At 58.7% G+C, this 26,875-nt stretch carries 22 protein-coding genes and 1 pseudogene; 9 read left to right on the forward strand and 14 right to left on the reverse strand.

Going from position 1 to position 26,875, the window contains the following annotated elements:
- Window positions 1–55: 55 nt before the first annotated feature.
- Window positions 56–934 (reverse strand): LysR family transcriptional regulator, encoded by an 879-nt coding sequence (locus tag SLW74_RS00140; RefSeq protein ID WP_410927811.1) that lies wholly within the window; start codon window positions 932–934, stop codon window positions 56–58.
- A gap of 181 nt (window positions 935–1,115) precedes the next feature.
- Between SLW74_RS00140 and SLW74_RS00145 the strand changes: the two genes are divergently transcribed.
- Window positions 1,116–2,015 (forward strand): DMT family transporter, encoded by a 900-nt coding sequence (locus SLW74_RS00145; RefSeq protein WP_065990275.1) that lies wholly within the window; start codon window positions 1,116–1,118, stop codon window positions 2,013–2,015.
- 122 nt (window positions 2,016–2,137) lie between these two features.
- Window positions 2,138–3,805: a gamma-glutamyltransferase gene (gene ggt, locus SLW74_RS00150; RefSeq protein WP_410927812.1), complete on the forward strand. Its 1,668-nt coding sequence runs from the start codon at window positions 2,138–2,140 to the stop codon at window positions 3,803–3,805.
- A 129-nt stretch (window positions 3,806–3,934) separates the two neighbouring features.
- On the opposite strand, the gene SLW74_RS00155 is transcribed toward ggt, so the two are convergent.
- On the reverse strand, window positions 3,935–5,518 hold the full coding sequence (locus SLW74_RS00155) for a peptide chain release factor 3 (RefSeq protein ID WP_065990225.1): 1,584 nt from the start codon (window positions 5,516–5,518) through the stop codon (window positions 3,935–3,937).
- Between the two features lie 334 nt (window positions 5,519–5,852).
- On the opposite strand from SLW74_RS00155, the gene SLW74_RS00160 reads away from it, so the two are divergent.
- Genes SLW74_RS00160 through SLW74_RS00175 form a run of 4 tightly spaced genes read left to right on the forward strand, consistent with a single transcriptional unit; the run spans window position 5,853 to window position 9,394 of the window.
- Window positions 5,853–6,566, forward strand: a complete 714-nt coding sequence (locus SLW74_RS00160; RefSeq protein ID WP_065990221.1) for an ABC transporter permease — start codon at window positions 5,853–5,855, stop codon at window positions 6,564–6,566.
- A 28-nt stretch (window positions 6,567–6,594) separates the two neighbouring features.
- Entirely contained in the window at window positions 6,595–7,563 is a 969-nt protein-coding gene (locus SLW74_RS00165) for a glycine betaine ABC transporter substrate-binding protein (RefSeq protein ID WP_410927813.1), read from the forward strand.
- Window positions 7,560–8,213: an ABC transporter permease gene (locus SLW74_RS00170; protein WP_065990219.1), complete on the forward strand. Its 654-nt coding sequence runs from the start codon at window positions 7,560–7,562 to the stop codon at window positions 8,211–8,213. The genes SLW74_RS00165 and SLW74_RS00170 overlap by 4 nt, the downstream gene beginning before the upstream one ends.
- A gap of 11 nt (window positions 8,214–8,224) precedes the next feature.
- A complete protein-coding gene (locus tag SLW74_RS00175) occupies window positions 8,225–9,394 on the forward strand; it encodes a betaine/proline/choline family ABC transporter ATP-binding protein (protein WP_410928090.1) in 1,170 nt (389 codons plus the stop codon).
- A 239-nt stretch (window positions 9,395–9,633) separates the two neighbouring features.
- Here SLW74_RS00175 and SLW74_RS00180 read toward each other — a convergent pair whose 3' ends face one another.
- The 5 genes and pseudogenes from SLW74_RS00180 to SLW74_RS00200 form a co-directional block, all read right to left on the reverse strand.
- Window positions 9,634–9,888 carry a hypothetical protein gene (locus SLW74_RS00180; protein WP_083233145.1) on the reverse strand — a complete coding sequence of 85 codons (255 nt, stop codon included), beginning with the start codon at window positions 9,886–9,888 and terminating at the stop codon, window positions 9,634–9,636.
- Between the two features lie 164 nt (window positions 9,889–10,052).
- Window positions 10,053–10,514, reverse strand: a complete 462-nt coding sequence (locus tag SLW74_RS00185) for a hypothetical protein (RefSeq protein WP_065990217.1) — start codon at window positions 10,512–10,514, stop codon at window positions 10,053–10,055.
- Entirely contained in the window at window positions 10,492–10,887 is a 396-nt protein-coding gene (locus tag SLW74_RS00190; RefSeq protein WP_410927814.1) for a polymorphic toxin type 44 domain-containing protein, read from the reverse strand. Before SLW74_RS00190 ends, SLW74_RS00185 begins: the two co-directional genes overlap by 23 nt.
- 29 nt (window positions 10,888–10,916) lie before the next feature.
- Window positions 10,917–11,417 (reverse strand): annotated as a pseudogene (locus SLW74_RS00195) (Hcp family type VI secretion system effector).
- A gap of 371 nt (window positions 11,418–11,788) precedes the next feature.
- Window positions 11,789–12,997: a DUF3472 domain-containing protein gene (locus SLW74_RS00200; RefSeq protein WP_410927815.1), complete on the reverse strand. Its 1,209-nt coding sequence runs from the start codon at window positions 12,995–12,997 to the stop codon at window positions 11,789–11,791.
- Window positions 12,998–13,480: 483 nt separating this feature from the next.
- Here SLW74_RS00200 and SLW74_RS00205 point away from each other — a divergent pair, with 483 nt between their 5' ends.
- A complete protein-coding gene (locus tag SLW74_RS00205; RefSeq protein ID WP_065990209.1) occupies window positions 13,481–14,644 on the forward strand; it encodes a type III PLP-dependent enzyme in 1,164 nt (387 codons plus the stop codon).
- 48 nt (window positions 14,645–14,692) lie between these two features.
- Here SLW74_RS00205 and SLW74_RS00210 read toward each other — a convergent pair whose 3' ends face one another.
- The 5 genes from SLW74_RS00210 to SLW74_RS00230 all read right to left on the reverse strand — a co-directional run bounded on the left by SLW74_RS00210 (window position 14,693) and on the right by SLW74_RS00230 (window position 19,559).
- A complete protein-coding gene (locus SLW74_RS00210) occupies window positions 14,693–15,520 on the reverse strand; it encodes a hypothetical protein (RefSeq protein ID WP_410927816.1) in 828 nt (275 codons plus the stop codon).
- Between the two features lie 67 nt (window positions 15,521–15,587).
- Entirely contained in the window at window positions 15,588–16,583 is a 996-nt protein-coding gene (locus SLW74_RS00215; protein WP_065990206.1) for an alpha-xenorhabdolysin family binary toxin subunit B, read from the reverse strand.
- A gap of 23 nt (window positions 16,584–16,606) precedes the next feature.
- Window positions 16,607–17,845 carry an alpha-xenorhabdolysin family binary toxin subunit A gene (locus SLW74_RS00220; protein ID WP_410927817.1) on the reverse strand — a complete coding sequence of 413 codons (1,239 nt, stop codon included), beginning with the start codon at window positions 17,843–17,845 and terminating at the stop codon, window positions 16,607–16,609.
- 223 nt (window positions 17,846–18,068) lie between these two features.
- Window positions 18,069–18,875 (reverse strand): tetratricopeptide repeat protein, encoded by an 807-nt coding sequence (locus SLW74_RS00225; protein WP_065990200.1) that lies wholly within the window; start codon window positions 18,873–18,875, stop codon window positions 18,069–18,071.
- Window positions 18,876–18,878: 3 nt separating this feature from the next.
- Complete coding sequence (locus SLW74_RS00230; protein WP_192132428.1) at window positions 18,879–19,559, reverse strand: Fe2+-dependent dioxygenase; 681 nt, start codon at window positions 19,557–19,559, stop codon at window positions 18,879–18,881.
- 195 nt (window positions 19,560–19,754) lie between these two features.
- On the opposite strand from SLW74_RS00230, the gene SLW74_RS00235 reads away from it, so the two are divergent.
- Together SLW74_RS00235 and SLW74_RS00240 are read left to right on the forward strand one after the other, a co-directional pair.
- A complete protein-coding gene (locus SLW74_RS00235) occupies window positions 19,755–22,004 on the forward strand; it encodes a TonB-dependent receptor (RefSeq protein WP_410927818.1) in 2,250 nt (749 codons plus the stop codon).
- A gap of 257 nt (window positions 22,005–22,261) precedes the next feature.
- Window positions 22,262–24,814: a PepSY domain-containing protein gene (locus tag SLW74_RS00240; protein WP_410928091.1), complete on the forward strand. Its 2,553-nt coding sequence runs from the start codon at window positions 22,262–22,264 to the stop codon at window positions 24,812–24,814.
- 114 nt (window positions 24,815–24,928) lie between these two features.
- Here SLW74_RS00240 and SLW74_RS00245 read toward each other — a convergent pair whose 3' ends face one another.
- Together SLW74_RS00245 and SLW74_RS00250 are read right to left on the reverse strand one after the other, a co-directional pair.
- A complete protein-coding gene (locus SLW74_RS00245; RefSeq protein ID WP_065990188.1) occupies window positions 24,929–25,903 on the reverse strand; it encodes a peptide ABC transporter ATP-binding protein in 975 nt (324 codons plus the stop codon).
- Window positions 25,903–26,871, reverse strand: a complete 969-nt coding sequence (locus SLW74_RS00250) for an ABC transporter ATP-binding protein (RefSeq protein ID WP_065990186.1) — start codon at window positions 26,869–26,871, stop codon at window positions 25,903–25,905. Before SLW74_RS00250 ends, SLW74_RS00245 begins: the two co-directional genes overlap by 1 nt.
- Between the last annotated feature and the right edge of the window lie 4 nt (window positions 26,872–26,875).

Consider the following 26,875-nt stretch of genomic DNA (forward strand, 5'->3'; position numbering starts at 1 on the left):
TTTGCTACTGCTGCGCAGCAGATCGCGGGACAAGCCACGCTCCTACAGGCAGGTATCACGCCTCACTAATCCCGCTGAACTCCGCCCGCAACATCTCCACAAATGCCTCCCGCGCCGGGTGATGTTCGGCGTTCTCGTGCCAGTAAAACAGGTTGTCGATGGAGGTCAGTTCAGGGAATTCATAACCGACCCAGCCAGAGTCTTTGCGGTACTGCTCGTAAACACCCTTGGGCACCAGCGCCACGCCAGCCCCGGCGCTGACGCAACCGACGATGGTGCCGTAATTGGCGATGCTGACGATGGGCTGCGTCTGTCCGTTGTTCTGCAGCCAGCGCTCCAGCGCCGCACGGTAAGGGCAGCCTTCGGGCCACATGAAAATTGATTTGCCTTGCAGGTCCGCCGCGCTGCGAATCGGCCCAAACGACTCGGCGGCAATCAGCACCAGATCCTCCCGGTACATCGACGTGCGTTTGAGCCGGGGGCGTTTTACGTCGATGGCGACAATGGCGCCATCAAGCTTCTGGTTGAGCGTCGCGTCGAGCAGTTGCGTGCCGGTGCCCGTCGTCAGCTCCAGTGATACTTGCGGATAACGCGCATGAAAGCGCGCCAGCAGTCGCGGCAGCCGCGCCGTGGCCGAAGATTCGATAGCGCCGATGCGCAACGGCCCGGAGGGCGCGGCATCGGGATGCACCGCGCGTTTGGCTTCGTCGGCCAGGCTGAGCATCTTGCCGGCGTAGGTGAGGAAGATTTCCCCCGCCGGGCTGATGCGCAACCCGCGCCCCTGACGGTAGAACAGGTCGGTGCCCAGTTCCGCCTCAAGCGCCTTGATCCGCGCGGTGATGTTCGACGGCACGCAGTGCAGGACCTCCGCTGCGCGGGCAATGCTGCCGGTGTCGACAACGGTCTTGAACATGCGGATCTGTGCCAGTTCCATTCATCACCAATAGTGAGTGATTGCGTCATTATTGTTCGGTTGTGGTGAGCATAGGATGTTTCGATACTCGCGGCCATGGGCAGGCGTCGGGCTTGTCGGCGGGAGTATCGAGATGAGCGTGGTGGCTGAGCCGGTTGTTGATTCGAATATCGCGGTTAATGGCGCGGTGCCCTGGCAGGGCATGAAAGTTGCCCTTGCCACTGTCTTTGTGGTCGCCTGCTGGGGGTTCTCGCCGACCGGCATTCGCATCGGTTTGCAGGCCTACGAGCCCGGGCATCTGGCGCTACTTCGTTTTCTGATCGCGTCGGTGTTCATGCTGTTAATCGCCTCGTCGCACCGTATCGCGTTGCCGCGCCTGAAGGACCTGCCGTTGCTCGCGGTGTTGGGTTTCTTCGCCGTCAGCCTGCACCACATCGCGCTCAACTTTGGGCAGGCCGGGGTGAGCGCCGGAGCGTCCAGCGTGCTGGTGCAATCGACGCCGTTGTTTACCGCGCTGCTGGCGCATTTCGTGTTCAAGGAGCGGGTCAGCGCGTGGCGTTGGGGCTGTGTCGCGCTCGGCCTGGTGGGCGCCGCGATTGTCGTCACCGGTGATCGCGGCATCGGCCATATGGATGCGCGCGGGCTGCTGATTCTGTTGGCGGCGTTTTCCTGGAGCGTGTATTTCTCGCTGCAGAAGCGTCATAGCCATCGGTACGACGGCCTGACCATGGTCTGTTACACGGTCTGGGCCGGCACGGTGTTCCTGCTGGTTTATCTGCCGGGGCTGATCGGCGAAATCCTCAACGCGCCGGTGCGGGTTAATGTGGCAGTGGGGGTGTTGGGGCTGTTCCCCAGCGCACTGGCGTATCTGGCTTGGGCGTATGTCTTGAAGCACATGGACGTCAGCCGCGCGTCGATGAGTTTGTACCTGACGCCACCGATGGCCATCGCCATTGCTTCGTTCATGTTGGGCGAGTTGCCTTCGCAGCGGGTGATCGTGGGGTCGATCGTGGTGCTGGCGAGTGTCTTGGCACTCAATCTGCGGCGGGAGAGGGCAGTGGTGTTTCCCGTCCGGGATCAACCTGAGCGTGCTGCGGTTTAGGGGCCTGGCCGTTTGCGTTTGTGGCAAGTTTCATCATTAATGTGCAGCCGGACCGTTAGTCTCTTCAGCCTCCAGACAGCACATCAGTAACAAGCTGTCGCATTCGTCATCAAGGAAGCCCCATGCGTGCAGTGACCCTCAAAACCCTTGCCCTGTCGGTGATCTTCGCCGCGAGTTCGCCGGTGTATGCGGTGGTGCTGGAAGGCGGCGCCGTCGCGTCCCCGGATCAATACGGTGCCCAGGTCGCCGCGCAGATTCTGAAAAAAGGCGGCAACGCCGTCGATGCCGCAGTCGCCACGGCGTTCACCCTGGCGGTCACCTACCCCGAAGCGGGCAACATTGGCGGCGGTGGCTTTATGACCCTGTTCATGAACGGCCGACCGTACTTTCTCGACTACCGCGAAGCCGCGCCGAAAGCGGCGACGCGCAACATGTACCTGGACGAGAAGGGCGAGGTCATTCCGGGCATGAGTCTGGTGGGCGCACGCGCGTCGGGGGTGCCCGGCACCGTGATGGGGCTGTGGGAAGCCCACCAGAAATTCGGCAAGCTGCCGTGGGCCGAGTTGCTGACGCCGGCCATTGGTTACGCCAAAAACGGTTTCAAGGTCGCCGACAAGCAGTACATGTATGGCGCCGAGGCGATCAAGCAGCTCAACGGCAAGACCAATTTCGCGGATTACTTTGGCGACATGAAGACCGGCGAGACCTTCCGTCAGCCGGAGCTGGCCAAGACCCTGGAACGCATCGCCAACAAGGGCGCCAACGAGTTTTACCAGGGCCAGACGGCGGACCTGCTGGTGGCGCAAATGCAGCACGACAACGGCCTGATCACCAAAGAGGACCTGCACGATTACAAGGCGATCTGGCGCAAGCCGCTCCATGTGAACTTCAACGGCAACACGCTCTACACCGCGCCGCTGCCCAGTTCCGGCGGTATCGCGCTGGCGCAGTTGATCGGCATGAAGCAGCTGCTTTCTGATGATTTCAAAGACGTGCCGCTCAACTCGGCGCGCTACATCCACTTGCTCGCTGAGATTGAAAAACGCGTGTTCGCCGATCGCGCCAACTACTTGGGGGATCCGGACTTTTCCGTGGCGCCGGTGAGTCAGTTGACCGACAACGCCTATCTGGCCAAGCGCGCCCATGAGGTCAACCCGGCGGCAATTTCGCCCACCGAGAACGTGAAGGCCGGGCTTGAGTCGCACCAGACCACCCACTTCTCCATCGTCGATGCCAAGGGCAACGCGGTCAGCAACACCTACACCCTGAACTGGGATTACGGCAGCGGCGTGGTGGTGAAGGGCGGGGGCTTTTTGCTGAACGACGAGATGGATGATTTCAGTTCCAAGCCGGGCGTTGCCAATGCGTTTGGCGTGGTGGGCGGGGATGCCAATGCTATCCAGCCCGGAAAGCGCATGTTGTCCTCGATGAGCCCGAGTCTGGTCACCCGGGACGGCGCAGTGACGCTGGTGCTGGGCACGCCGGGTGGCTCACGGATTTTCACCACGGTGTTTCAGGTGCTGAACAATATCTATGACTTCCACATGCCGCTCAAAGACGCGGTTGCGGCGCAGCGGGTTCATCACCAGTTGCTGCCGAAAGACACGATCTACACCGAGAAATTTGCACCGCTGGCGACCCCGGTGGCCGACGAGCTGACGGCCATGGGTTACACGGTGAAGGACCAAGGCTGGTCGATGGGCAATGTGCAGGCGATCAAGATTGACGGCGCGAAAGTCGAAACCGCGTCCGATCCCCGTGGGCGGGGCGTGGGGATGGTGGTGAAGTAGGGGGACAACTGATCGTTCCCACGCTCCGCGGGGGAATGCATCCCTGGACGCTCCGCGTCCGGAGTCAGGTGACGCGGAGCGTCAGGAGCGGCATCCCCACGCAGAGCGTGGGAACGATCACGTGCTTAGTTAGTGATGCTCCCGCGTTGCGCGGAATTTCACGTCAGGCCAGCGTTCTTCCATCAAGGCCAGATTGACCCGGGTTGGCGCGAGGTAGGTCAGGTGACCACCGCCGTCCACGGCCAGGTTTTCCACGGCCTTGTTCTCGAATTCCTCGAGCTTCTTCTTGTCGCTGCAATCGATCCAGCGGGCTGACCACACGGTGATCGGCTCGTAGGCGCATTCGACTTTGTATTCTTCCTTCAAGCGGCTGGCGACCACATCGAACTGCAGCACACCGACGGCGCCGAGGATGATGTCGTTGCTGCGCTGCGGGAAGAACACCTGAGTGGCGCCTTCCTCGGCCAGTTGCTGCAGGCCCTGACGCAGCTGCTTGGACTTCAGCGGATCCTTCAGGCGTACGCGGCGGAACAGCTCCGGTGCGAAGTGCGGGATGCCGGTGAAACCCAAGGCCTCGCCTTCGCTGAAGGTGTCGCCGATCTGAATCGTGCCGTGGTTGTGCAGGCCGATGATGTCGCCGGCGTAGGCTTCTTCCAGCTGTTCGCGCTCGCTCGAGAAGAACGTCAGCGCGTCACCGATGCGCACGTCCTTGCCGGTGCGCACATGGCGCATTTTCATGCCCTTGTCGTACTTGCCCGAGCAGATGCGCATGAACGCGATGCGGTCGCGGTGCTTGGGGTCCATGTTCGCCTGGATCTTGAACACGAAGCCGGTGAACTTCTCCTCGACCGGCTCCACCGTGCGCTCGTTAGCGACGCGGGCCAGTGGCTTCGGCGCCCAGTTAACGACCGCATCCAGTACGTGGTCGACACCGAAGTTGCCGAGCGCGGTACCGAAGAACACCGGCGTCAGTTGGCCGTCGAGGAATTCCTGCTGGTTGAACTCATGACAGGCGCCTTGCACCAGCTCCAGCTGATCGACAAAGCGATCGTACTCATCACCCAGATGAGCGCGCGCTTCGTCGGAGTCGAGCTTCTCGATGATCTTCACCTCGGTGCGCTCATGACCGTGACCGGCGGTGTACACGATGATGTAGTCGTCGGCGAGGTGATAGACACCCTTGAAGTCGCGGTAGCAACCGATCGGCCAGGTGATGGGCGCGGCCTTGATCTTCAGGACCGCTTCGATCTCGTCGAGCAGCTCGATCGGGTCGCGAATGTCGCGGTCGAGCTTGTTGATGAAGCTCACGATCGGCGTATCGCGCAGGCGGCAGACGTCCATCAGTGCGATGGTGCGGGGCTCAACCCCTTTACCGCCATCGAGCACCATCAGCGCCGAGTCGACAGCGGTTAACGTGCGGTAGGTGTCTTCGGAAAAGTCTTCGTGGCCCGGAGTGTCGAGCAGGTTGATCATGTGATCGCGATACGGGAACTGCATGACCGAGGTGGTGATGGAAATGCCGCGCTGCTTCTCCATTTCCATCCAGTCGGACGTGGCGTGGCGGTCGGATTTACGCGACTTCACCGTACCGGCGACGGAAATGGCCTTGCCCATCAGCAGCAGCTTTTCAGTGATGGTGGTCTTACCCGCATCGGGGTGGGAAATGATGGCGAAAGTGCGGCGTTTCGCGACTTCGGCGGCCTGTCTGGTCATGGGAAATCGCCCGAGAGGTGATTCAAAAAAAGGGCGGCGATTATAGCCCAAACCGGAGCAATAACCGAACCGTTCAGTCAATAAAGGGTGGCCAGATACCATCGCACGTGGGAACCTTTGCGGTTAAGGAGACGTCCATTCCCTGGTATCGCTACACGCCAAGGGTTGCAAAATCAGCAAGTTAGCTTGACGAAGCTGCGCTCATGGCTTGTGTTTTCGCCGAGGTATCAACCTTTCCGGCGACCCACCCGCTGCTCTTCGCGAACGTTCGCGTGCTGCCTGAAGAGGCCAGTTCCACGCCAGACGTTCGCCGACTGAAATAAGGAGTCCGCCCGTGGCAAATCGCTATGGCAAGGGGCTGTTGGGAGGTGTGATTGTCATCGCACTCCTGGCCCTGCTGGTCCAATGGATCGGCATCAGTACCATCAGGCAATATCAGGATGATCTGCTGTTTTATCTGCAAGCCCATGTGGTGCTTGTGCTGGCTTCGATGCTGGCGGCACTGGTGGTCGGGATCCCGACCGGCATTGTCCTTAGCCGACCGAACATGGTTGGCCGCGCCGAACGCTTCATGCAGATCTTCAACATCGGTAACACCGTTCCTCCTCTCGCCGTACTGGCCATCGCTCTGGGTATTCTGGGCATCGGCAGCGGTCCGGCGATCTTCGCTTTGTTCCTCGCTTCGTTGTTGCCCATCGTGCGCAACACCTACGAAGGCCTGAAAAACGTTCAGGGTTCTCTCAAAGAAGCCGCCCGCGGCATCGGCATGACACCGCGCCAGGTGCTGTGGCGTGTCGAGTTGCCCAATGCCGTGCCGATCATCATCGGCGGTGTGCGCGTGGCCCTGGCGATCAACGTCGGGACGGCGCCACTGGCGTTCCTCATTGGCGCGAACAGCCTGGGCAGCCTCATTTTCCCCGGCATCGCCCTGAACAATCAGCCACAACTGGTGCTGGGCGCCGCGTGTACCGCGTTGCTCGCATTGTTGCTCGATGGCGCCGTGACCCTGGCAAGCCGTCTCTGGCTGGAACGCGGCCTGGCTCGATAAGTCGAGCCCCGCTGAGAAAGGAATTGGTATGAAGAAGTTATGCACATTAATCATGGGCGTCGGGATGTTGCTGTCCGGTTTCGCCCAGGCCGCGGATGCACCGGCCGAAATGCCCGTGCTGCGCATCGGCGCGCGGGTGTTCACCGAGCAGACCATGCTGGCCCAACTGACCGCGCAGTACCTGCGCGACAAGGGCTATCAGGTTCAGATCACCGGCGGCCTTGGCAGTAACCTGGCGCGCAGTGCTCAGGAAAGCGGCCAGTTGGATCTGCTGTGGGAGTACACCGGCGTGTCGCTGGTTGCCTACAACCATGTTGATGAGAAGCTCGACAGCGAGCAGACCTATCAGCGCGTCAAGGAGCTAGATGCCAAGAAGGGGCTGGTCTGGCTGTCCCCCTCCAAGTTCAACAACACCTACGCGCTGGCGCTGCCGGACAAAATTGCGCAGCAGTATCCGCAGGTCAACAACATGTCCGACCTGACCACGGTGCTCAAGGCTGAGGCCGACAAGGGCCACATCGTTGCGCTGGACACCGAGTTCGCCAATCGTTCCGACGGTCTGGTGGGCATGGTCAAGCATTACGGCATGAACCTGGGCCGTGAAAACACCCGTCAGATGGACGCTGGCCTGGTCTACACCGCGCTGCGCAACGGGCAGGTTTTTGCGGGCCTCGTCTACACCACCGACGGCCGTCTGAATGCGTTCAAGCTAAAGGTGCTGGCGGACGACAAGCACTACTTCCCGGACTACACCGCGGCGCCGGTCATCCGCAAAGAGTACCTGGACAAGCACCCGCAGCTGGCCGATTTGCTCAAGCCGCTCGCCGCGCTGCTGGATAACCAGACCATGCGCACGCTGAATGCGCGCATCGACGTCGACCATGAAAGTCCTACCGTGGTGGCGGCTGAATTCCTGCGCGAGCATCCGATCAATCCTTCCGCCGACAGCGTGCCTGTCCCTCCGGCGCCGGCGGCAAAACAGGAGGAGAAACCATGAGTTTCCTCAGCGCTTTCTCCCATCTGGACTGGAATCAGGTCATGCACCTGACCCTGCAACACATCACCCTCGTCGGCATCGCGGTGACGCTGGCGATCGTCGTCGGTGTGCCGCTGGGCGTGTTGATGACGCGCTTCCCGACCCTCGCCGGACCGTTGCAGGCCAGCGCCACCGTGCTGCTGACCATCCCGTCGATTGCCCTGTTCGGCTTGCTCTTGCCGTTCTATTCGAAGTTCGGTCAGGGCCTTGGCCCGATGCCGGCGATTACCGCCGTGTTTCTCTACTCGCTGCTGCCGATCATGCGCAACACCTACCTGGCGCTGACCGGCGTCGAGCCCGGCATTCGTGAAGCCGCCAAGGGCATCGGCATGACTTTCGGCCAGCGCCTGCGCATGGTTGAACTGCCGATCGCCGTGCCGGTGATTCTCGCTGGCGTACGCACTGCCGTGGTCATGAACATCGGCGTCATGACCATCGCCGCCACCATTGGCGCCGGCGGTCTGGGTGTACTTATTCTTGCTTCTATCAGCCGCAGCGATATGTCGATGCTGATCGTCGGCGCCGTACTGGTCAGCATTCTGGCCATCTTCGCCGACCTGCTTCTGCAATGGCTGCAACGCTCGCTGACTCCAAAAGGACTCCTGAAATGATCGCCAAACAAATGATTGAGCTGCAGAACCTCACCAAGACTTTCCAGAGCAACGGCAAGGAAGTGAAGGCCGTCGATTCAGTGACCCTGACCGTCAATGAAGGCGAGATCTGCGTGTTTCTGGGCCCGTCGGGTTGCGGCAAAAGTACGACGCTGAAAATGATCAACCGGCTGATCATGCCGACCTCCGGCAAAGTGCTGATCAACGGCGAGGACACCACCGGTCTCGACGAGGTCACCCTGCGCCGCAACATCGGCTACGTGATTCAGCAGATCGGCCTGTTCCCCAACATGACCATCGAAGAAAACATCGTGGTCGTGCCCAAGCTCCTGGGTTGGGACAAGCAGAAATGCCACGACCGCGCCCGCGAACTGATGAGCATGATCAAGCTGGAACCCAAGCAGTACCTGCATCGCTACCCCCGCGAGTTGTCGGGCGGTCAGCAACAGCGGATCGGCGTGATTCGTGCGCTGGCTGCAGACGCGCCCCTGCTGCTGATGGACGAGCCGTTCGGTGCGGTCGACCCGATCAACCGCGAGATGATCCAGAACGAGTTTTTCGAGATGCAGCGCGCGCTGAACAAGACCGTGATCATGGTCAGCCACGACATCGACGAAGCCATCAAGCTGGGCGACAAGATCGCTATCTTCCGCGCCGGCAAGCTGCTGCAGATCGACCATCCGGACACGCTGCTGGCGCACCCGGCGGATGATTTCGTCAGCAACTTCGTCGGCCAGGACAGCACGCTCAAGCGCCTGCTGCTGGTCAAAGCCGAGGACGCGGCGGACAACGCGCCGTCCGTGAGCCCGGAAACCCCGGTCGCCGATGCGCTGGAAATCATGGACGAAAACGACCGCCGCTACGTGGTCGTCACCGATGCCGAAAACAAGGCCATGGGTTACGTCCGCCGCCGCGACCTGCACCGTCAGGCCGGCACGTGCGAGCAATACCTGCGCCCGTTCAACGCCACCGCTGCCTACGACGAACACCTGCGCATCCTGCTGTCGCGCATGTACGAGTTCAATCGCTCGTGGCTGCCGGTGCTGGATGCCGAAAATGTGTTCCTGGGTGAAGTGACGCAGGAGTCCATTGCGGCTTATCTGAGTTCCGGCCAGTCCCGCGGGATGAAGACCAGCATCGTTTCGCCGGCCGAGTTGGCGGAGCAGGCTGCGTTGAGTTGAGTCGAATGGCCTGGGTGCTTTTCGTGCCCGGGCTGGCTTAACGCAGGTGGTTCGCTTCTGCAGATGCAATGCACGTCATCTGTAGAAGCGGATTTTTATAGGCGGTGAGGTTCGCGGCAGTGTAGAAACCGCGTTTCGAAAATTCTAACCTGATGCCGATAACTACTTTTTGAATGAATCTATATATGCCTTGAGGCATCCATCTCTGTCTGCTTCGTTTTCTATTCGCGTGATATACCCTAGAGGGTATCGGCAGTATCGATCAAGTCATGGCGATCGTTATCGCTTAGCTCATGCACCGGATCGAAATCGCTATCGGTCGAGAACATGTTCTCGAATTTCATTTGTAGGGTGGGTTCTTTTTTAATAAAGAACACGGTGATGTTTTCTTCCGCCCAATGTGTGTCGTAGTAGCCGATGTTGAGGATCGCCACTGAACTCACGATCAGGGCCGTCGTAAGCAAGAGTGCGGGTCTCAGTTTAAGGCTTTTCATTTTTAGAATTCCTACAAGCCTATTCGGTCAGTTGATCCAGACTGGGATCTTGAGCTGGTCATTGCGTAGAGCAAACTAATTACTTCCCCGTGCGAGTTAAATCCATGCCGCCGTCATCTCATGGGTTCAGTAGATTTGGACTAATGAGCATTTCGGTTCGGAGTTCAGTTTCTGGAGCTGTCGTCTGATTGTGTCAATGTGATCCGGTAGCTTCTTAACTGATTGCCTTCAGTGACGTACTCTTTACTGAAATAGCGATAGACGGCCCCTTTGACTTCTATCGCTACGCCATTGGGCGTGTCTTGAATGTGGACATTATCCACGGCGCTGTCCGTGATCATGAATTCGCTCGCGTTATTGAGCTGTTTCAGCACTTCTGAATCATCGCCCTCAAGCGGTCTGCTGATAAAAAATCGCAAAGTGTCCCGATCAGTCGCCATCGCGCCGTAGCGGCTGATGTATAGCCAGTCGCCCTGAGGGAGCTGCCGTTTCAAAACTACTTCATCTGCGTCGCTTCCGAATTCAAAAAAGTCGCCGAACGATGCATTGAAAATCAAAACTGCAACAAGCAACCAGAATGCATGTTTGTAGGTGAGTCTTAATTTAGTATCCTTTGGATTTTGCATACAAGATCCCCATTTTTATCCACTTCTGGTCTTTAGGGTCATCCCCGTATGGAGGAAGCCAGAACCAATAACCCCAATTATGATCAATCTTTTGTGTTTTGGCTTGTTTTTGGGCATACCCAGCCGCTCTTACTAAAAGCTGCTCACTCAGCTGCCCAGCCGTACCCACGGCACCATAGTGAAAGTTTCCGAAGTCTTCCCAAGCAGGATTTTGCTGCTTGTAATCCCATGGACTGCGGTTACGAACCTTGTAGTAAAACCAACTCATGAATGCCCCGGTGGCAGGATCTCGGTTCCATTGCTCATTCGCGATCTTCATATGGCCGTCCACATTAACACCCGGAGGAATTATAGCGGGCATTTCGTAATTCATTTTTTTGCTCCTGCAAGTTTGCTTGCGAATTACGAGAATATCTTGTTGCTGATGGCATCCCAGCCGCCGGCTATCTGCCCCGCGCTCTGTCCTGTCTGTCGACTTTGCTTTGCATAAATAAGCTAAATTCTTCCATAGTTTAGTGCAACGAGTTCGCTCGGAAAGCTACTTTCGTGATCACCGTTGCCTAGTATTGTGAATGAACTGATGATGACCTCTTCTAGTTTTATTTCGAGGTATTTGACCTTTGGGTCTCCTGCACGAAATAGATGCACCGATACCTGTTTAAAGTGCTTTCCGCTACAGCACGCTTCATGAAGTTTAGGGGTTGCGTTGTCAACCGCTTTTCGGACAAGCATATCGCTCATATAAGCCCGGCCTGAAGTAGCGCCGCCAGATGAGGTAGACGTGGCGGAGGCTGTTTGGCTGGCAGAGAGATCGAAGTCTTGAAGTTCGATCCGGTTTTCGTAGCCCTCTGACAGGGTTTCACCGGGAACACCTTCGATCTGCAAATAGGCTTCTAGTGACATCGTCAATTCCTTGAGTTTTAGTTCCGATAGATAAGGAGTCTTTAAATCACATCGGCGACTACAGACTGAATGCAGTCGACGATATCGGTCGCGCTACAAATTACGGACGCACTGCCAAGGGACGTGATTGATATAGCGCGGGTAGAAATCATTCATGAGTCAGAGCTCAAGTTGGCGCGTCACGTCGTGTTCGTAGCAAGACCGAGAGATCCCAATCGTAATGGCGGTGGTTGTCGCTGGTCTGGAGTGAAGGATGAGCGCCGGGTAAGGCCTTTCTGATGATCAGGTAGCCGACGTCTGACGGACACGTGGCTTTCGTGGCGAATCCCTGACAGGGCGCTGCGGGTGGCAACGTCCTGTCATGCAGCGGACTACCGCGTGTTCATAAAACGACGCGCACATTTGCGCACCCATGCTTGCACTCTGCGCCACAGGCTGCGGGAACGCCTCACCGGTGCTGAGACCCGGAATGTGGTTTCGGCCGGAAGAGAGCTCTGGTTGAAGATGTCGGTGACAGTGAGTGTCACCTCGTAATCTCCGGCAGCGAACACCGCCGTGCTAAAAATGGACGATCGTTTTTGAGGAAGCGCTTCGGCATCGAACGCCACGAGCACATCTCCCGGGAGAGAGCGGATTTCTATTGAGTAGCTCAACTGCGGTGGCGTCGACTCGTCATTCTTCCAGGCCACGATCACTGCTTCGGTACCCACTTGCGGTACGACGGATACGGATAAGATGGCTGCCGTCAACATCGCCGGTTTCGGCTTAGGATCAAACTGGTTGGGCTCCAACTGGATCGTGCTGTGGGTATTGCCATAGCTGCCACCGGCAATAAGCATGATGTTGGCGTCGCCAACGTTATCGCCGTCACCCACCAGCATGGCATTCCAGGTGTCAGGGTCGCCTCCGGCAGTTGCCACGTAATGAGACGGTTTTTGCCACGAACCGTCTTTGCTCATCCGGAAGTGCTGGCCGTAATAACCGTGGTAGCCCAGCGCGTCGCCGTTGAAACGTTCCAGAAATCCCGTGCAGGTAGTCCCTGAAATGGGGATATCAGGGCCGGGAACGGAAGCGGACATATAGTGCGTCCATTTCGCATCGGCGTAGGCGTACATGAACATGCCCATGCGCGTCACCGACTCGCCGGGAATGAACCAACGTCTGATCACGATGGCGTACCACTGATCCAGGCGCCATGGCATCGGGTGAGAGGTGTGCAGGCCAGTCCCCTCGCCGCCGAAATGCCCTGAATACAGGCCTTCAATCCCATAATCCAGGCGGACCTCGGCTTCAGCCGGATCGGAGGCGAGGTCCCAGATCGAACAGATATTGTTGTAAGTAAAAATCTGGCCCCCCACCAGGTTATCGTTTTGGTGCTGGATGCCTGCGTATCCCCCGCGCTCACCAAAATAGAAATTACAGCCTGACCAGTAAATATGGATGTTGTCCCCGGCTGTGGGCACGTACTGCTCTACGTATAGCAGTTCGGCCTCATTTTCCGAGAACCAGGACGTTATTGACGGACCGGAAGTCGGTACATCGGCTCGTTCAGTCGGGTGGTTGATCGGCGGTGTTTTCATGGGGCGCATCCTCTCGTCATGAGGCACCAGTGTTGAGCATTTGCGGTCGTTTGAAACCTGTCAGAAATGACAGTGGACGACAGATGGCAGGGAGGGGCGTCGAGCGGTCGGGAGCACCCAGGCACCGTGTTTTTTTCGGAAAGGTGAACATCACCCTGTCACATCGGTCGGTTACTACGGGTTGATTGAACGCGCGTGGATTCCCGTCTGGCAAAAACGGGCAGAAACGCGACATTTTTAGTTGATCTCCGGCCCCTCAGGTCCTACAGTTCGCGCCGAACGTCCATGCTGGAAACGATCCATCCGGCTCAAGTACTGACGACGAGACAGCAAGGCCAACCGTGGTGTATCACCGGATGGCCTTTTTGCTTTCGGCCGAGCAGCCTTGGGAAGTAGGCGAACCAAAGTGGGGATACGGAGGACGTTCACGAGCCGCGCGCTCACACCCATTGTTTTTTACCGTTTGCCAACAGGAGTCCCCGCATGTCGATCCAGGTCGAAGACTATTTCGAGAAAAGCACCTTCGAGAAAATGAAGGCGTTTGCCGACAAGCAAGAAACCCCGTTCGTGGTCATCGACACCGCGATGATCAGCAAGGCCTACGACGACCTGCGTGCAGGCTTCGAATTTGCGACAGTTTATTACGCGGTCAAAGCCAACCCTGCGGTCGAGATCATCGACCTGCTGAAGGAAAAAGGCTCGAGTTTCGACATCGCCTCGATCTACGAGCTGGATAAAGTGATGGATCGCGGCGTTGGCCCGGATCGCATTAGCTACGGCAACACCATCAAGAAATCCAAAGACATTCGCTACTTCTATGAGAAGGGCGTGCGTCTGTTCTCCACCGACTCCGAAGCCGACCTGCGCAACATCGCCAAGGCTGCGCCGGGCTCGAAAGTCTACGTGCGTATTCTCACCGAAGGCTCGACCACGGCTGACTGGCCTCTTTCACGCAAGTTCGGTTGCCAGACCGACATGGCGATGGACCTTTTGATTCTCGCCCGTGAACTCGGCCTGGTGCCTTACGGCATCTCGTTCCACGTCGGTTCGCAGCAGCGTGACATCAGCGTCTGGGACGCTGCGATCGCCAAAGTGAAAGTGATCTTCGAGCGTCTGAAAGAAGAAGACGGCATCGTGCTCAAGCTGATCAACATGGGCGGCGGCTTCCCGGCCAACTACATCACCCGCACCAACAGCCTGGAAACCTACGCTGAAGAAATTATTCGCTACCTGAAAGAAGACTTCGGTGATGACCTGCCGGAAATCATCCTGGAGCCGGGCCGTTCGTTGATCGCCAACGCCGGTATTCTGGTCAGCGAAGTGGTGCTGGTGTCGCGTAAATCCCGCACTGCCGTCGAGCGTTGGGTGTACACGGATGTGGGCAAGTTCTCCGGCCTGATCGAAACCATGGACGAAGCCATCAAGTTCCCGATCTGGACCGAAAAGAAAGGCGAAGTGGAAGAAGTGGTTATCGCTGGCCCAACCTGCGACAGCGCCGACATCATGTACGAGAACTACAAGTACGGCTTGCCGCTGAACCTGGCCATCGGTGACCGCCTGTACTGGCTGTCCACCGGTGCCTACACCACCAGCTACAGCGCTGTAGAGTTCAATGGCTTCCCGCCGCTGAAGTCTTACTACGTGTAAACGCTGCCGTTCATAAAGAAACCCGCGAGCGATCGCGGGTTTTTTGTTTCACTGCCTTGTGTGGCTGATCAGTTTTTCAGCCAACTCAAGACGAGGCATCGCTGATTCAATCATCTCCACAAACCGCTCAATCGAAATCGACGTGAACAGGTCTTTGAAGTCACTCAACGAGCCTGACAAAAATCTCGCCAGATTTGCGTACCCCTCACCCAGGTCCCTCGTGGCGTCTGCGATTTGCCCATGCAGATTCTTCATGTCATTGATCATCGCCCTGACCCCGACAATTCTGCCGTCGGAACCCATGGGGTCGAGCTTCCGATTGTTAGCGTATGCGTTGATGGCTCCCTGCATAAAATCCACCAGTCGCGGCAAAACAAGCGATGAACGCGAATACAGATCTTTGGCCGTAAAAGCAGCGCGATCGTATTTGATCCACATATCAAAAACCTGCTGCTTCACTTGCATGGCGAAAGGGTAGCCTGCTGTCGGACTCAGTATTTTCAGGCGTCCGTTCAACTCGAAGGGCGGTTGAGATAGATCCAGTGTCGAGAGCAATTTTTTGCGTTCAGAGCGGGTGAGCGCATCAACGACACGGAAATAGTCCGAACTGAAGCGCTCAAGATCGGCCACCAGATCCGACTGTTCGTAAAAGATCCTGTAGGGCCACTCCAGTATCTCGGGCCAGTATCGAAGCTGTGCCTGTACTTGAATGTGCATGTGTTCAAGTGCTGGCTGGTGAAGGCGGATGAACGCCTGATCCGACGCCAGGCCAAGATCTGCCTTGATTCGTTCGGTGGTCTCGAATGCCTGATGCAAGGTAATGCGGTAGCGATTGAGCGCATCGAAATGGGCCCACTTAAACAGAGGTGCTGACATATCGACATCCTTGTCCTGTGCAGGCAGTGACGGCGTCCTTGCCGTCACGGCTGTGAATAGTGAGCTTTCAGCGAATGGTTTTCAGGTAATCAATCAGCGATGGCGCGATGGAGACGAAACGGTCCTCATATCCTGCTTTATCACCCAGTTCCAGATGGTCGAAAAATGCAGTAATCCCCTGATCGAACTTTGCGTACTCAGCTCGCGCGTTAAAGAAGGTCTGATACAGGGCATGAACGCTGTCGATCACCGTGATTTTAGCGGCGGTCATCTTCAGGTCGGCCGCTCGCTCATCGTGGCCGGGTTTAAACGCTGCGATTTGCTTGATCAGGCGTTCGCGCTGATCGTACATGGTGAGATAGTTAAGCGCTTTGCTGATGTCTTCCAGGGTCTTTTTCATATGCTCGACAGCGAGCCTGATGAGCTCTGCTTCGGGAGCAGCCATGCCAACTGCGGAGATGTTCTCCACGCTGAGCACGGTGTCCTTGGCGATGTCTGCAAAGTTGCGTTTCTCAAGCACCGCCATTGCATCGTTCAAGACCTTTCGTGAAACCTCCAGCGCCTCGATTTTTTCTTCGGAGGCGATCTGCGCCAGATTCAATTGCGCCAGCTCGGCGTCCAGCCCGCTTTTGTATTTGCGGGTGAGTGCCGGGTCGAACCTCACATCTGCAAGCGATTTAAAGCGTTGCTGTGCGTCCTTCGCGGCAGCGTTCATCCCCCGCTTGAGGCTAATGATCGCTTGCGCCCGGAAGTAAGCGTTATCCTCCAGATCATCGTCGGAGGCTGTTTCCGTGATCGCGCCGCGCAGGGCATTGAGCTTCTTGAGTCCTTGAGAAGCGCTCACTTCCATCTTGAGTGCCGCCTCATCCAGTGCTCGCTGGGCTTGAGTGAGCGAGCCATACAGTCCTGCCGCTTTTACATGAATCGACGGCAGATAGCGTGTTTGATCGAACGAAAAATTGGCGACGGCAGTGAGGTCGAGCATTTGCTGAATGCAGACTTTGACCACGCCAATGTCAGGCGATACGGCGTTTACATCGGTATTGAAACGAAGGATATTCATTGGGAAAACCTTAAGATTATTGATTAACGATATTTTTTGATTTCTGCATCGGCTTCGGCGAATACGGCATACAGGTCGTCCGCCTCGTCTTTAATCAGCGCCCATGGCTCGATGACCTGTTCGAAGTGGTAGGCCAGGAAGCGAACTTTCAATGCGTCGTTAATGCGTTTTGACTCTTCTTGAGAAGTTTTGATGTACAGATAAAGTTTGTTCCAGACGGTGACGAGGTTTTGGGTTGCCACATCAGCCTGAAGCGTCAGCAATTCGAGGTCCTGCATATCGCCTTTAACGTCGTTAAGGCGTCGAAGTACTGTGCTTTTGGTGCCCATCTCGGTGTTTTTAATATTGCGCTGTTTTTTAAGAGCGTTTCTTTCCTTTCGGACTTTTTCGGCCTCTACACCAAAGTAGATGGCCATGCCCAAACCAATCACATTCAGTTTGGACGCAGCGCTTAGTGAATCATTGACCATCTGTTTGTAGCTGGCGCTCTTCTCGTCGATTTGTTTATCGAAGTCTTCAATTTCTTTTTGAAGCCGGATCACGTCATCTTTGAAGTTGTTGTTGTCGATGGCGACCAGGCGAAGCGAGATTTCGGGCCGAACCGTGTTGGACAGTTCCCGAGAAAATGCGTCCAGATCCGCTTTCAAGCGATTGCTGCGCTTTTCCTCAGTATCGACGCGAGCCAGTATCCGATCCAGGAAATAGCTGACGCTTTCAACCGCGTCTTTGTCATCGTCGTTCAGTGTGATGTCCGGAAGCGCGGTGCCCATTTCCTTTTCGACCCGCTTGAGGTCTTCGAGCGTGATAATTCCAAGATCTTTCAGTGCGTCCGACGCAGAGACAGTGTCCAACTCCCGAACCACGCGTTTTCCCGTCGTGTTCATGAAGGTCGCGAAGAGTTTGAGCTCGCTGCTGATCAGTTTGATTCGCTGGCGCAGACCGTCCCATTGACTGGCATGGACCTTGATAATACTGAACGTTTTGGTGAAGTCGCTGACTGCCAGTCCACGGCCTGGCGGGTTTTGCTGGTCATAGCCAAGGTAAACACTGACGGCTTCGGCGGTGGTGGGTAAGTGCAGGCCTTTTTGTTCATAGCGATACAGATCAATGATCTGCTCTTTGGTCAGGATAAGACCCGTGGCGCGCACACTGTCTTCCTGCTGTCCAAGGGAGGCGTCAATAAGCGCCCTTGGTGCCAGCGCTGCTTCTTCGGCGGCCTTGTTAGTTGAGGTGTTGAAGGCATTGCTCAATGCATAATTCATGAAAGAGTCCTTTCTTTGATAGTGGCGCCATCCTGGTGCCGATTACGGAGTTTCTATCACTGCCTTTATGGCAGTGATCTGAGACTAGTGGGCGCTTGAGTCTTATGTCAAAGCACGCATGCCTTCAACTGTTGTAGGGAAAATTACTTGCTGAACTCACCACGGCTTCCGCCCCGGTAATTCGGGGGGATGCCGTTAAATTCAAACCTGTGTCAGAACGTGTTTATGCAGCCGTTTTGGCGTTTTTCAGAAAGTGAGACAGGGCTGCTTTATCTTCAGCGGTGCCAATGGCCGATGCTTTGGTGAAGTAGTCGATGGCCAGTCTTTTAATCTCTGGATGGGGTGACGACAACAGCGTCTGGCGACTGACCCGCAGAAAGTTGAGGTTGCCATTGCGCAAAGCCGTTCCAAGCCAGTGCAGCGATTGTTGAATGTCTCCTTGATCAGCCAGAACGGCCGCATGACTGAACTGACCGCGAAAGTCGCCGGCCTCTGCCGAGCGTCGGTACCAATGGTGCGCGGCGGGCAGATCCTGCTCGCAGCTCACGCCTTCTTCCAGATAGCGGCCGAGCATGTTCATTGATTTGGCATGACCCATGTGTGCGGCCTTGCGGTAGCAGGCCAGTGCGCGTGCCTGATCCTTATTAACGCCCCGACCAGTGGCTAGCAGGTTGCCGTAGTTATAGAAGCCCCAGTCCAGGTCGGCCTGCGCTGCCAGTCGATAGCACTCGGCGGCCTTCGCCGCATCTGGCTCGCAACCCCAGCCATGTTCCTGGCAGCGACCGAGCATGTTGTGGGCCATCGCATGCCCGTTGCGTGCGGCGATCTGGAACCACGTCATCGCCAGCGACGGGTCCTGCTCGATGCCGGCGCCGTCGAGCAGGATCTGCCCGAGCAGCGCCTGGGCGTCGACGATGTTGGCCTGCGCGGCGCTGAGAATCGCCCGTGCGGCACTCGCCGGACTTTCTTCCAGCATGGCGCGCAGCTGGTCGCCATCGAGCACCTCTTCACGTCGCAGATTCCAGCTCATCACTCAGACCTCTACCCACTGCCGCAGCAGGTTGTGATAGGTGCCGGTGAGCTGAAGCAGCGAGGGGTGATCAGGCACGTCGCGGCTGAGTTGCTGGATGGCCGCGTCCATGTCGAACAGCAGCGTGCGGTGGCCATCGTCCCGCACCAGGCTCTGGGTCCAGAAGAACGAGGCGTACCGCGCGCCCCGTGTGACGGCGTTGACCTTGTGCAGACTGCTGGCCGGATAAAGCAGCAGATCGCCCGCTGGCAGCTTCACCTGACGGGTGCCAAAGGTGTCCTGAATCACCAGCTCGCCGCCGTCGTAATCGTCGGGATCGCTGAAAAACAGCGTCGATGACAGATCTGTGCGCACGCGCTCGGCGCTGCCCTTGGCCTGACGCACGGCGTTGTCGATGTGCAAATCGAAACTGCCGCCGCCGGTGTAGCAATTCACCAGCGGCGGGAAGACCTTGTGGGGCAGGGCAGCGGACATGAAGAGTGGGTTCTGCCACAAGCGCTCAAGCATCGCCGCGCCAATCTCTACGGCAAGTGGATGACCTTCCGGCAGTTGCAGGTTGTGCTTGGCTTTCGCCGATTGGTGCCCGGCGGTGATCTTGCCGTCGGCCCATTCGGTGTCTTCCAGCGCCTGTCGGATGCGAAGCACCTCCTCGGGTGAAAACAGACCGGGGATATGTAGGAGCATGAATCGCGACCTGCGTGAAGAATAAGGCGGCGGATGATAGTGATTCTTATTGGTCGTGTAAAACGTCGCCCGCGCGCGTGAATGGGTCGATGTGAAAATTGGGTAATGGGAAAGTGTAAAGAATGTAAGTTTTCTGCGAATGCGAAGCAGTCTCAACTATATTCCGCCGCCTTATTATTTCCTTGGGGAAGGAAGATGTCGCGCCAAGCACAACCGGTTACCGCCCACTCGCAGCGCTCCATCGTCGGCGCCGTCAGCGTCGCCCTTGCCGCGATGTCCGCCGCCCATGTGGCGCAGGCTGCGGAGCCTTCATCGGATGCCCTGAATCTCGGGGCCACCAACATCGACGGCGAGCGGGCCGACGCGGCTTACAAGACCGAAGAATCGGCCTCGAAAAAGTACACCGCGCCCCTGCGCGAGACGCCAAAGAGCGTCACGGTGATCCCGCAGCAAGTCATCCGCGACACCGCGGCCACGAGCCTGACTGACGCCTTGCGCACCACCCCCGGCATCACCTTTGGTGCGGGCGAGGGCGGTAACCCGAATGCGGATCGCCCGATCATTCGTGGCTTCAACGCGGAGAGTGACGTGTTCGTCGACGGCATGCGCGATGTCGCGGCGCAGAGCCGGGAGATTTTCAACGTCGAGTCGGTCGAGGTCAGCAAGGGCCCGGGCTCGGCGTTCACCGGCGCAGGCTCCACGGGTGGCAGCCTGAACCTCGTCACCAAAGGCGCTCACCTGGGCGATGCCTTCAACGGCGGCTACACCTTCGGCTCGGACCAGACCCAGCGCTACACCCTCGACGTCAACAAGCAGATGACCGACACGTCCGCCTTCCGGCTGAACCTCATGAAGCATGATTCCAACGTCGCCGGCCGCAACGATGTCGATAACAGCCGTTGGGGCGTTGCGCCTTCGTTCGCGTTCGGTCTGGGCACGGACACGCGGGTCAAGGTCGATTACTACCACCTGTCCACCGACGACATGCCCGACTACGGCATTCCGCTGACCAACACCACCGGCCGCAGCCAGTACGTGGTCGACAAGCCGGCCCACGTCAACGAAAACAACTTTTACGGCCTGACCGACCGCGACTACCGCAAAAGCGTCAACGACAGCGGCACGATCCGCCTCGAACATGACCTCAACGACAACCTGACGATCTCCAACAGCTTCCGCATGTCGCGCTCGACCCTGGACTACATCGTCACCAACCCGGACGACAGCCGCGGCAACGTCGCCAGGGGACTGGTCTCGCGCTCGGCGAAGAGTCGCAACTCCACCTCCAGCGGCTTCGTCAACCAGACCGACCTGCAGGCAAAATTCGACACCGGTTTTGTCGAGCACAGTCTGGTGACCGGTCTCGAATTTTCCTATCAGGACACCCACAACCGCGGCTACAACGTGCTCAGTGCCAGCGGCGGGACCATCGGCTCGACCTGTAACGCTGCGCTGCTGGCGTCGGGCGACTGCACCAGCCTGTCCAACCCGTCGCCGAAAGACGACTGGAACGGCACCATCACCGACAGCCGCGCGTTCACCGATACCGACACCAAAACCAGTGCCGCCTATGTCTTCGACACGTTGAAATTCAACGAACAGTGGTCGTTGAACCTGGGCCTGCGCTATGACGATTACGATGTGCGCTCCAGCGGTTACAGCACTGGCGGCCGCGGCTCGGTGGCGGGCAGCTTCAAGCGCGAGAACACCAGCCAGCTGTGGAATTACCAGGTCGGCGTGACCTACAAGCCGCTGCCGAACGGCAGCATCTACGCGGCGTGGTCGACGTCCAGCAATCCGTCGGGTGAGACCAGCGGCAATGGCGGCCTGGAAATCGCGGCGAACAACGCCAACCTCGATCCGGAAAAGAACCGCAACTACGAGCTGGGCACCAAGTGGGATTTCTTCGACGACAATTTGTCGCTGACGGCTGCGCTGTTCCGCACGGAGAAGACCAACGCGCGGGTGACCGATCCTGACAACGCGACGTTTCAGGTGCTGGACGGCGAGCAGCGTGTCGATGGTCTGGAGCTGACCTACAGCGGCAACATTACCGGCAAATGGAAAGTCTACGGCGGCTACACCTACATGGAGAGCGAGATCGTCAGCGCAACCAGCAAGGCGGACGAGGGAAATCACATGCCGAGCACGCCGCGCAACAGCTTCAATTTTTGGTCGACCTACGAACTGATGCCGAAGCTGACCGTGGGCGGCGGCGCGACCTTCGTCGATTCGCGTTTCGGCAACGAAGCCAACTCGGTGGAAGTGCCGTCCTACTGGCGCTACGACGCCATGGCCACGTACGCGCTGACCAAGAACGTTGACCTGCAGCTGAACGTGCAGAACCTGACCGACAAGCGTTATTACGATCAGGTCTTCACCACCCACTACGCCCACATGGCCGCCGGACGTACCGCGCTGATGAGTGCCAGCTTCCACTTCTGATCCGGATTCGGACACGTCACTTGTGGGAGCGAGCTTGCTCGCGAATGCTTACTTTCAGTCTTCAGAGAAAGTGGCTGAATGTACCGGCCTCTTCGTGAGCAAGCTCACTCCCACAAGTTTTGCGCTGGCCAGGAGCGCGGGGTGTCAGGGCAAGATCGCTCCTACTGGTTCTGCATCAAGAATCAGCCACAGATGAGAATGTATGCCGTTTGTGCGCATAATGCGCGCCGTAGCGGGTGAGTGAGGGGTCGAGGGTGTTGAAGAAAGTCCTGTTTCAAGTGCACTGGTTCTTCGGGATCACGGCCGGTCTTGTGCTTGCCCTGATGGGGATCACGGGCGCGCTGTACTCCTTCGAAGACGAAATCGTCGACGCGCTCAACCCTGACGTGTTGTTCGTGCAGCCCCAGGGTCGCCAACTGTCACTGGCGGAAATGGTCAGCAAGGTTGAAGCCCAGGGCAAAGACAAGGTAGCGATGTTCCGCATCGATGTCGGCGGCGACAGGATCGCCCAGGTCTGGTTCACACCGCCGCCCGGCCAGCGCCGCGGCGAGATGCACAACTTCAACCCCTACACCGGCGCGTTCACCGAGGATGCCGTCGGTCAGGACTTCTTCGGGTTCATCCTCAACCTGCACCGATTCCTGGCTGCAGGGGAATACGGCAAGCAAGTCACCGCAGCCTGCACGTTGATCCTCATTTTCTTCTGCCTCTCCGGGCTCTATCTACGCTGGCCGCGCAAGCCGCTGAACTGGCGCGTCTGGCTGACCATGGACTGGGCGAAGAAGGGACGCAGTTTCAACTGGGACCTGCATTCGGTGTTCGGCACCTGGTGCCTGGTCATCTATCTGCTGCTGGCGATCACCGGGCTGATGTGGTCCTACGACTGGTTCAGCAACGGCATGACCAAGCTGATTGGCGATCCCCCCGTGGCGGGCGAGCAGCGCCGTGGCGCAGGGGCGCGTCCAGTCCCTGCTGCGAAAGAGGCGCCCAAGGAAATCGCGGCCTCGGCGCCGGACTATGACGCCATCTGGCAGACCATCCAGAGCGCCGCCGGCCCGGATCTCAAGGCCTACAACCTGCGCATGCCCCAGGCACCGGGCCAGATGGCCACGGTGTTTTACCTCCTTAAAACCGCGCCGCACGCCCGTGCCTTGAACCAGATCAGCCTCGATCCGGCCGATGGCACGCTTAAGGCGGTGTCGCGCTATTCCGAGAAAGGCCTCGGTTCTCAGTTGTTGATCAGCAACTATGCGCTGCACACCGGCAGCTACTTCGGCCTGATCGGACGCATCGTTGTGACCGTTGCCGCGCTGTTGATGCCGCTGTTCTTCATCACCGGCTGGTTGCTCTACCTGGACCGCCGACGCAAGAAACGCGACATTCGCAACGCTCGCGGTGAAGTGTCGACGACGACGGGCGAGCAGGGCGCGGCCTGGTTGATCGGCTTTGCCAGCCAGAGCGGGTTCGCCGAGCAACTCGCCTGGCAGACGGCCGGCCAGCTGCAAACCGCAGGTGTGCCGGTCAAGGTGCAGCGTCTGGGCGACATCACCGAGCAGGACCTGCATCAGAGCCGCAACGCGCTGTTCGTCGTGAGCACCTTCGGCGACGGCGAGGCGCCCGACAGCGCCCGCGGATTTGAGCGCAAGGTGCTGGGCCGGCCGCTGGCGCTGGACAATCTCAACTATGCGGTGCTTGGGCTGGGCGATCGTCAGTATCAGCAGTTCTGCGGGTTCGCTCAGCGGCTGCATGGCTGGCTGGCGGAGCGCGGCGGACGCACGCTGTTCGCACCGGTGGAAGTGGACAGCGGCGACGGTGCGGCGCTGCAACACTGGCAACAGCAACTGGGCCGGTTGACCGGCTCGACGCCGACGACCGTCTGGCAAGCGCCGGAGTATCACAACTGGACGCTGGTGGCCCGGGAATGGCTGAACCCCGGAAGCGTGGGTTCGAAAGTGTTCATGCTCGGCCTGACAGCCGATTCGGCAACCCGCTGGGAGGCCGGCGATCTGGTGGAGGTGTTGCCACGCAACCCGGCCTCTGCGGTCGAGCAGTTCCTGTCCGGGTTGGGCATTCCTGCCGACACGCAGGTCACCGTCGACGGCTTGAGCGAGACCCTCGGCCAAGCCTTGTGCTCGCGGCAATTACCGGTGAATCGCAGTCATCTGGTGGGCTTGCACGCGCAGGCGTTGATCGACGCGCTGGTGCCGCTGGCGATGCGCGAGTATTCGATCGCGTCGATTCCCCAGGACGGTGTGTTGCAGCTGATCGTGCGTCAGGAGCTGCACCCCGATGGCCGCCTCGGGCTGTGTTCGGGCTGGCTGACCGAGCATGCTGCGGTGGGCGGCGCGATCAGTCTGCGGGTGCGTCGGAACAGTGGTTTCCACCTGCCGGCCGAATCGGCACCGATGATCTTGATCGGTAATGGCACCGGACTGGCGGGCCTGCGCAGCTTGCTCAAGGCGCGCGTCGCGTCGGGTGAGCAGCGCAACTGGCTGCTGTTTGGCGAGCGCCACGCTGCCCACGATTTCCACTGCGCGGATGAGCTAAAGGGCTGGCTGGCGAGTGGGGAACTGGCGCGTCTGGACCTAGCGTTTTCCCGGGATCAGGCTGAGAAGATCTACGTGCAGGATCGCGTGCGGGAGGCCGCTGATGAGCTGCGTCGCTGGCTGGCCGAGGGCGCTGTGATCTACATCTGCGGCAGCCTCGAAGGTATGGCAGCGGGTGTCGATGCGACGCTGAATGCGTTGCTGGGTGAAGACGCCGTTCGGGATTTGATCGAGCAGGGTCGTTATCGGCGTGATGTGTATTGATAGCGTTCTGGTTGCCAAAGCCTGTCGAGTCATTCCCGGCTAAAGCCAGTCCTACGCCAGCCACAAAAAAAAGCCGTTGCGCTCACACGCAACGGCCTTTTTCTTACTCAACCATCACGCCACAAACTGTTCCGCGTAATGGCAGGCAACCTGCCGGTTGTCGACCCAGCGCAGTTCCGGCACTTCGGCGGCGCAGCGTTCGGTCGCGTACGGGCAGCGCTTGTGAAAAGCGCAGCCGGAAGGCGGGTTCAGCGGGTTAGGCAATTCGCCGACGATTTTGATCTTCGGCTTAGACGGGTCCGGGTGGATCGTCGGGGTCGCTGACAGCAGCGCCTGGGTGTACGGGTGCAGCGGACGGTTATAGATCTCGTCCTTGGGACCCATCTCGGCCGGGCGACCGAGGTACATCACCAGCACGGTGTCGGCGACGTGACGCACCACCGCCAGGTTGTGGGAGATGAACACGTAGCCGGTGTTGAACTCTTGTTGCAGGTCCATGAACAGGTTCAGCACCTGGGCCTGAATCGACACGTCGAGCGCGGAAGTCGGTTCGTCCGCCACCAGCACTTTAGGCTGCAGCATCATCGCCCGGGCCAGCGCGATACGTTGACGCTGACCGCCGGAGAACATGTGCGGGTAGCGCTGATAGTGCTCTGGACGCAGACCGACCTGAGCCATCATCGCCTGCACTTTCTCGCGACGTTCGGCGGCGGAAAGGCTGGTGTTGATCAGCAGGGGCTCGCCCAGTTGATCGCCGACCTTCTGCCGCGGATTGAGCGACGCATACGGGCTCTGAAACACCATCTGTACGTCTTTGCGCAGCTGTTTGCGTTGTGCCTTGGTCGCGCCGGTGACTTCCTGACCGGCGATTTTCAGCGATCCCGAAGAAGGCTCTTCGATCAGCGTCAGCGCGCGGGCCAGCGTGGACTTGCCGCAGCCGGACTCACCGACCACCGCCAGGGTCTTGCCGGCTTCGAGTTCGAACGACACGCCGTTGAGCGCGCGCACGGTTGCATGGGGCTTGAACAGCCCACGGGACACATCGTAGTGACGAGTAAGGTCACGAGCGGTCAGTACGATTTCGCTCATCACGCCACCTCCTGATTCAGCGGAAAGAAGCAACGCGCCAGGCTATGGGCTTTCGGGTCAAGGCCCGGGCGTTGCTGGCGGCATTTGTCCTGGACGTACGGGCAGCGCGGCGACAGCAGGCAGCCGCTTGGACGGTCGTAGCGCCCCGGCACGATACCCGGCAGCGTCGACAGGCGCGCGGCGCCCATGCTGTGCTCGGGAATCGCCGCCAGCAGTGCTTCGCTGTACGGGTGCGCCGGAACGTCGAACAGCCCCGGCACCTGACCCACTTCCACGGCCTGGCCGGCATACATCACGCAGACCCGCTGAGCGGTTTCGGCTACCACGGCGAGGTCGTGGGTGATGAGCACCAGCGCCATGTCCTGCTCTTTCTGCAGGGCCAGCAGCAGGTCCATGATCTGCGCCTGAATGGTCACGTCCAATGCCGTGGTCGGTTCGTCGGCGATCAGCAGCTTCGGCTCGCCGGCGATGGCCATGGCGATCGCAACGCGCTGGCTCATGCCGCCCGAGAGTTGATGCGGGTAGGCGTCCAGACGCTGTGCGGCGCCCGGGATCTCTACTTTCTGCAACAGCTCAAGTGCGCGCTGGTGGGCCGCGCGTCCGGACAGACCCAAGTGCTGCTTGAGCACTTCCTTGATCTGGAAGCCCACTGTGTAGCTCGGGTTCAGCGCGGTCATCGGGTCCTGGAAGACCATCGACATGTCTTTGCCGACGATCTTGCGACGCTGACGCGCATTGAGCGTCAGCATGTCCTTGCCGTCGAAGACCAGAGCGTCGGCGGTGACGATGCCGGGGTGCTCGATCAGGCCCATGAGCGCCATCATCGTCACGGATTTACCCGAACCCGATTCGCCCACGATAGCCAGGACTTCGCCCTTGTCGACGGCCAGATCCAGGCCGTCTACCACTGGGGTGGCCGTGGCGTCGCCAAAGCGCACGTTGAGGTTCTTGATGTTTAACAGAGACATTCGG

Origin of the sequence: Pseudomonas sp. W5-36, from assembly GCF_046540455.1 — a bacterium.
GTDB lineage: Bacteria > Pseudomonadota > Gammaproteobacteria > Pseudomonadales > Pseudomonadaceae > Aquipseudomonas > Aquipseudomonas graminis_B.

Bases quoted from the DNA above. Each gene is read 5' to 3' on its own strand.
- SLW74_RS00250 (WP_065990186.1), bottom strand. From the start codon at position 26,871: ATGTCTCTGTTAAACATCAAGAACCTCAACGTGCGCTTTGGCGACGCC.
- SLW74_RS00185 (WP_065990217.1), bottom strand. From the start codon at position 10,514: ATGCAAAATCCAAAGGATACTAAATTAAGACTCACCTACAAACATGCA.
- ggt (WP_410927812.1), top strand. From the start codon at position 2,138: ATGCGTGCAGTGACCCTCAAAACCCTTGCCCTGTCGGTGATCTTCGCC.
- SLW74_RS00140 (WP_410927811.1), bottom strand. From the start codon at position 934: ATGGAACTGGCACAGATCCGCATGTTCAAGACCGTTGTCGACACCGGC.
- SLW74_RS00235 (WP_410927818.1), top strand. From the start codon at position 19,755: ATGTCGCGCCAAGCACAACCGGTTACCGCCCACTCGCAGCGCTCCATC.
- SLW74_RS00175 (WP_410928090.1), top strand. From the start codon at position 8,225: ATGATTGAGCTGCAGAACCTCACCAAGACTTTCCAGAGCAACGGCAAG.
- SLW74_RS00215 (WP_065990206.1), bottom strand. From the start codon at position 16,583: ATGAATATCCTTCGTTTCAATACCGATGTAAACGCCGTATCGCCTGAC.
- SLW74_RS00205 (WP_065990209.1), top strand. From the start codon at position 13,481: ATGTCGATCCAGGTCGAAGACTATTTCGAGAAAAGCACCTTCGAGAAA.
- SLW74_RS00220 (WP_410927817.1), bottom strand. From the start codon at position 17,845: ATGAATTATGCATTGAGCAATGCCTTCAACACCTCAACTAACAAGGCC.
- SLW74_RS00225 (WP_065990200.1), bottom strand. From the start codon at position 18,875: ATGAGCTGGAATCTGCGACGTGAAGAGGTGCTCGATGGCGACCAGCTG.
- SLW74_RS00200 (WP_410927815.1), bottom strand. From the start codon at position 12,997: ATGAAAACACCGCCGATCAACCACCCGACTGAACGAGCCGATGTACCG.
- SLW74_RS00165 (WP_410927813.1), top strand. From the start codon at position 6,595: ATGAAGAAGTTATGCACATTAATCATGGGCGTCGGGATGTTGCTGTCC.
- SLW74_RS00245 (WP_065990188.1), bottom strand. From the start codon at position 25,903: ATGAGCGAAATCGTACTGACCGCTCGTGACCTTACTCGTCACTACGAT.
- SLW74_RS00145 (WP_065990275.1), top strand. From the start codon at position 1,116: ATGAAAGTTGCCCTTGCCACTGTCTTTGTGGTCGCCTGCTGGGGGTTC.
- SLW74_RS00155 (WP_065990225.1), bottom strand. From the start codon at position 5,518: ATGACCAGACAGGCCGCCGAAGTCGCGAAACGCCGCACTTTCGCCATC.
- SLW74_RS00190 (WP_410927814.1), bottom strand. From the start codon at position 10,887: ATGAATTACGAAATGCCCGCTATAATTCCTCCGGGTGTTAATGTGGAC.
- SLW74_RS00170 (WP_065990219.1), top strand. From the start codon at position 7,560: ATGAGTTTCCTCAGCGCTTTCTCCCATCTGGACTGGAATCAGGTCATG.
- SLW74_RS00180 (WP_083233145.1), bottom strand. From the start codon at position 9,888: ATGAAAAGCCTTAAACTGAGACCCGCACTCTTGCTTACGACGGCCCTG.
- SLW74_RS00230 (WP_192132428.1), bottom strand. From the start codon at position 19,559: ATGCTCCTACATATCCCCGGTCTGTTTTCACCCGAGGAGGTGCTTCGC.
- SLW74_RS00210 (WP_410927816.1), bottom strand. From the start codon at position 15,520: ATGTCAGCACCTCTGTTTAAGTGGGCCCATTTCGATGCGCTCAATCGC.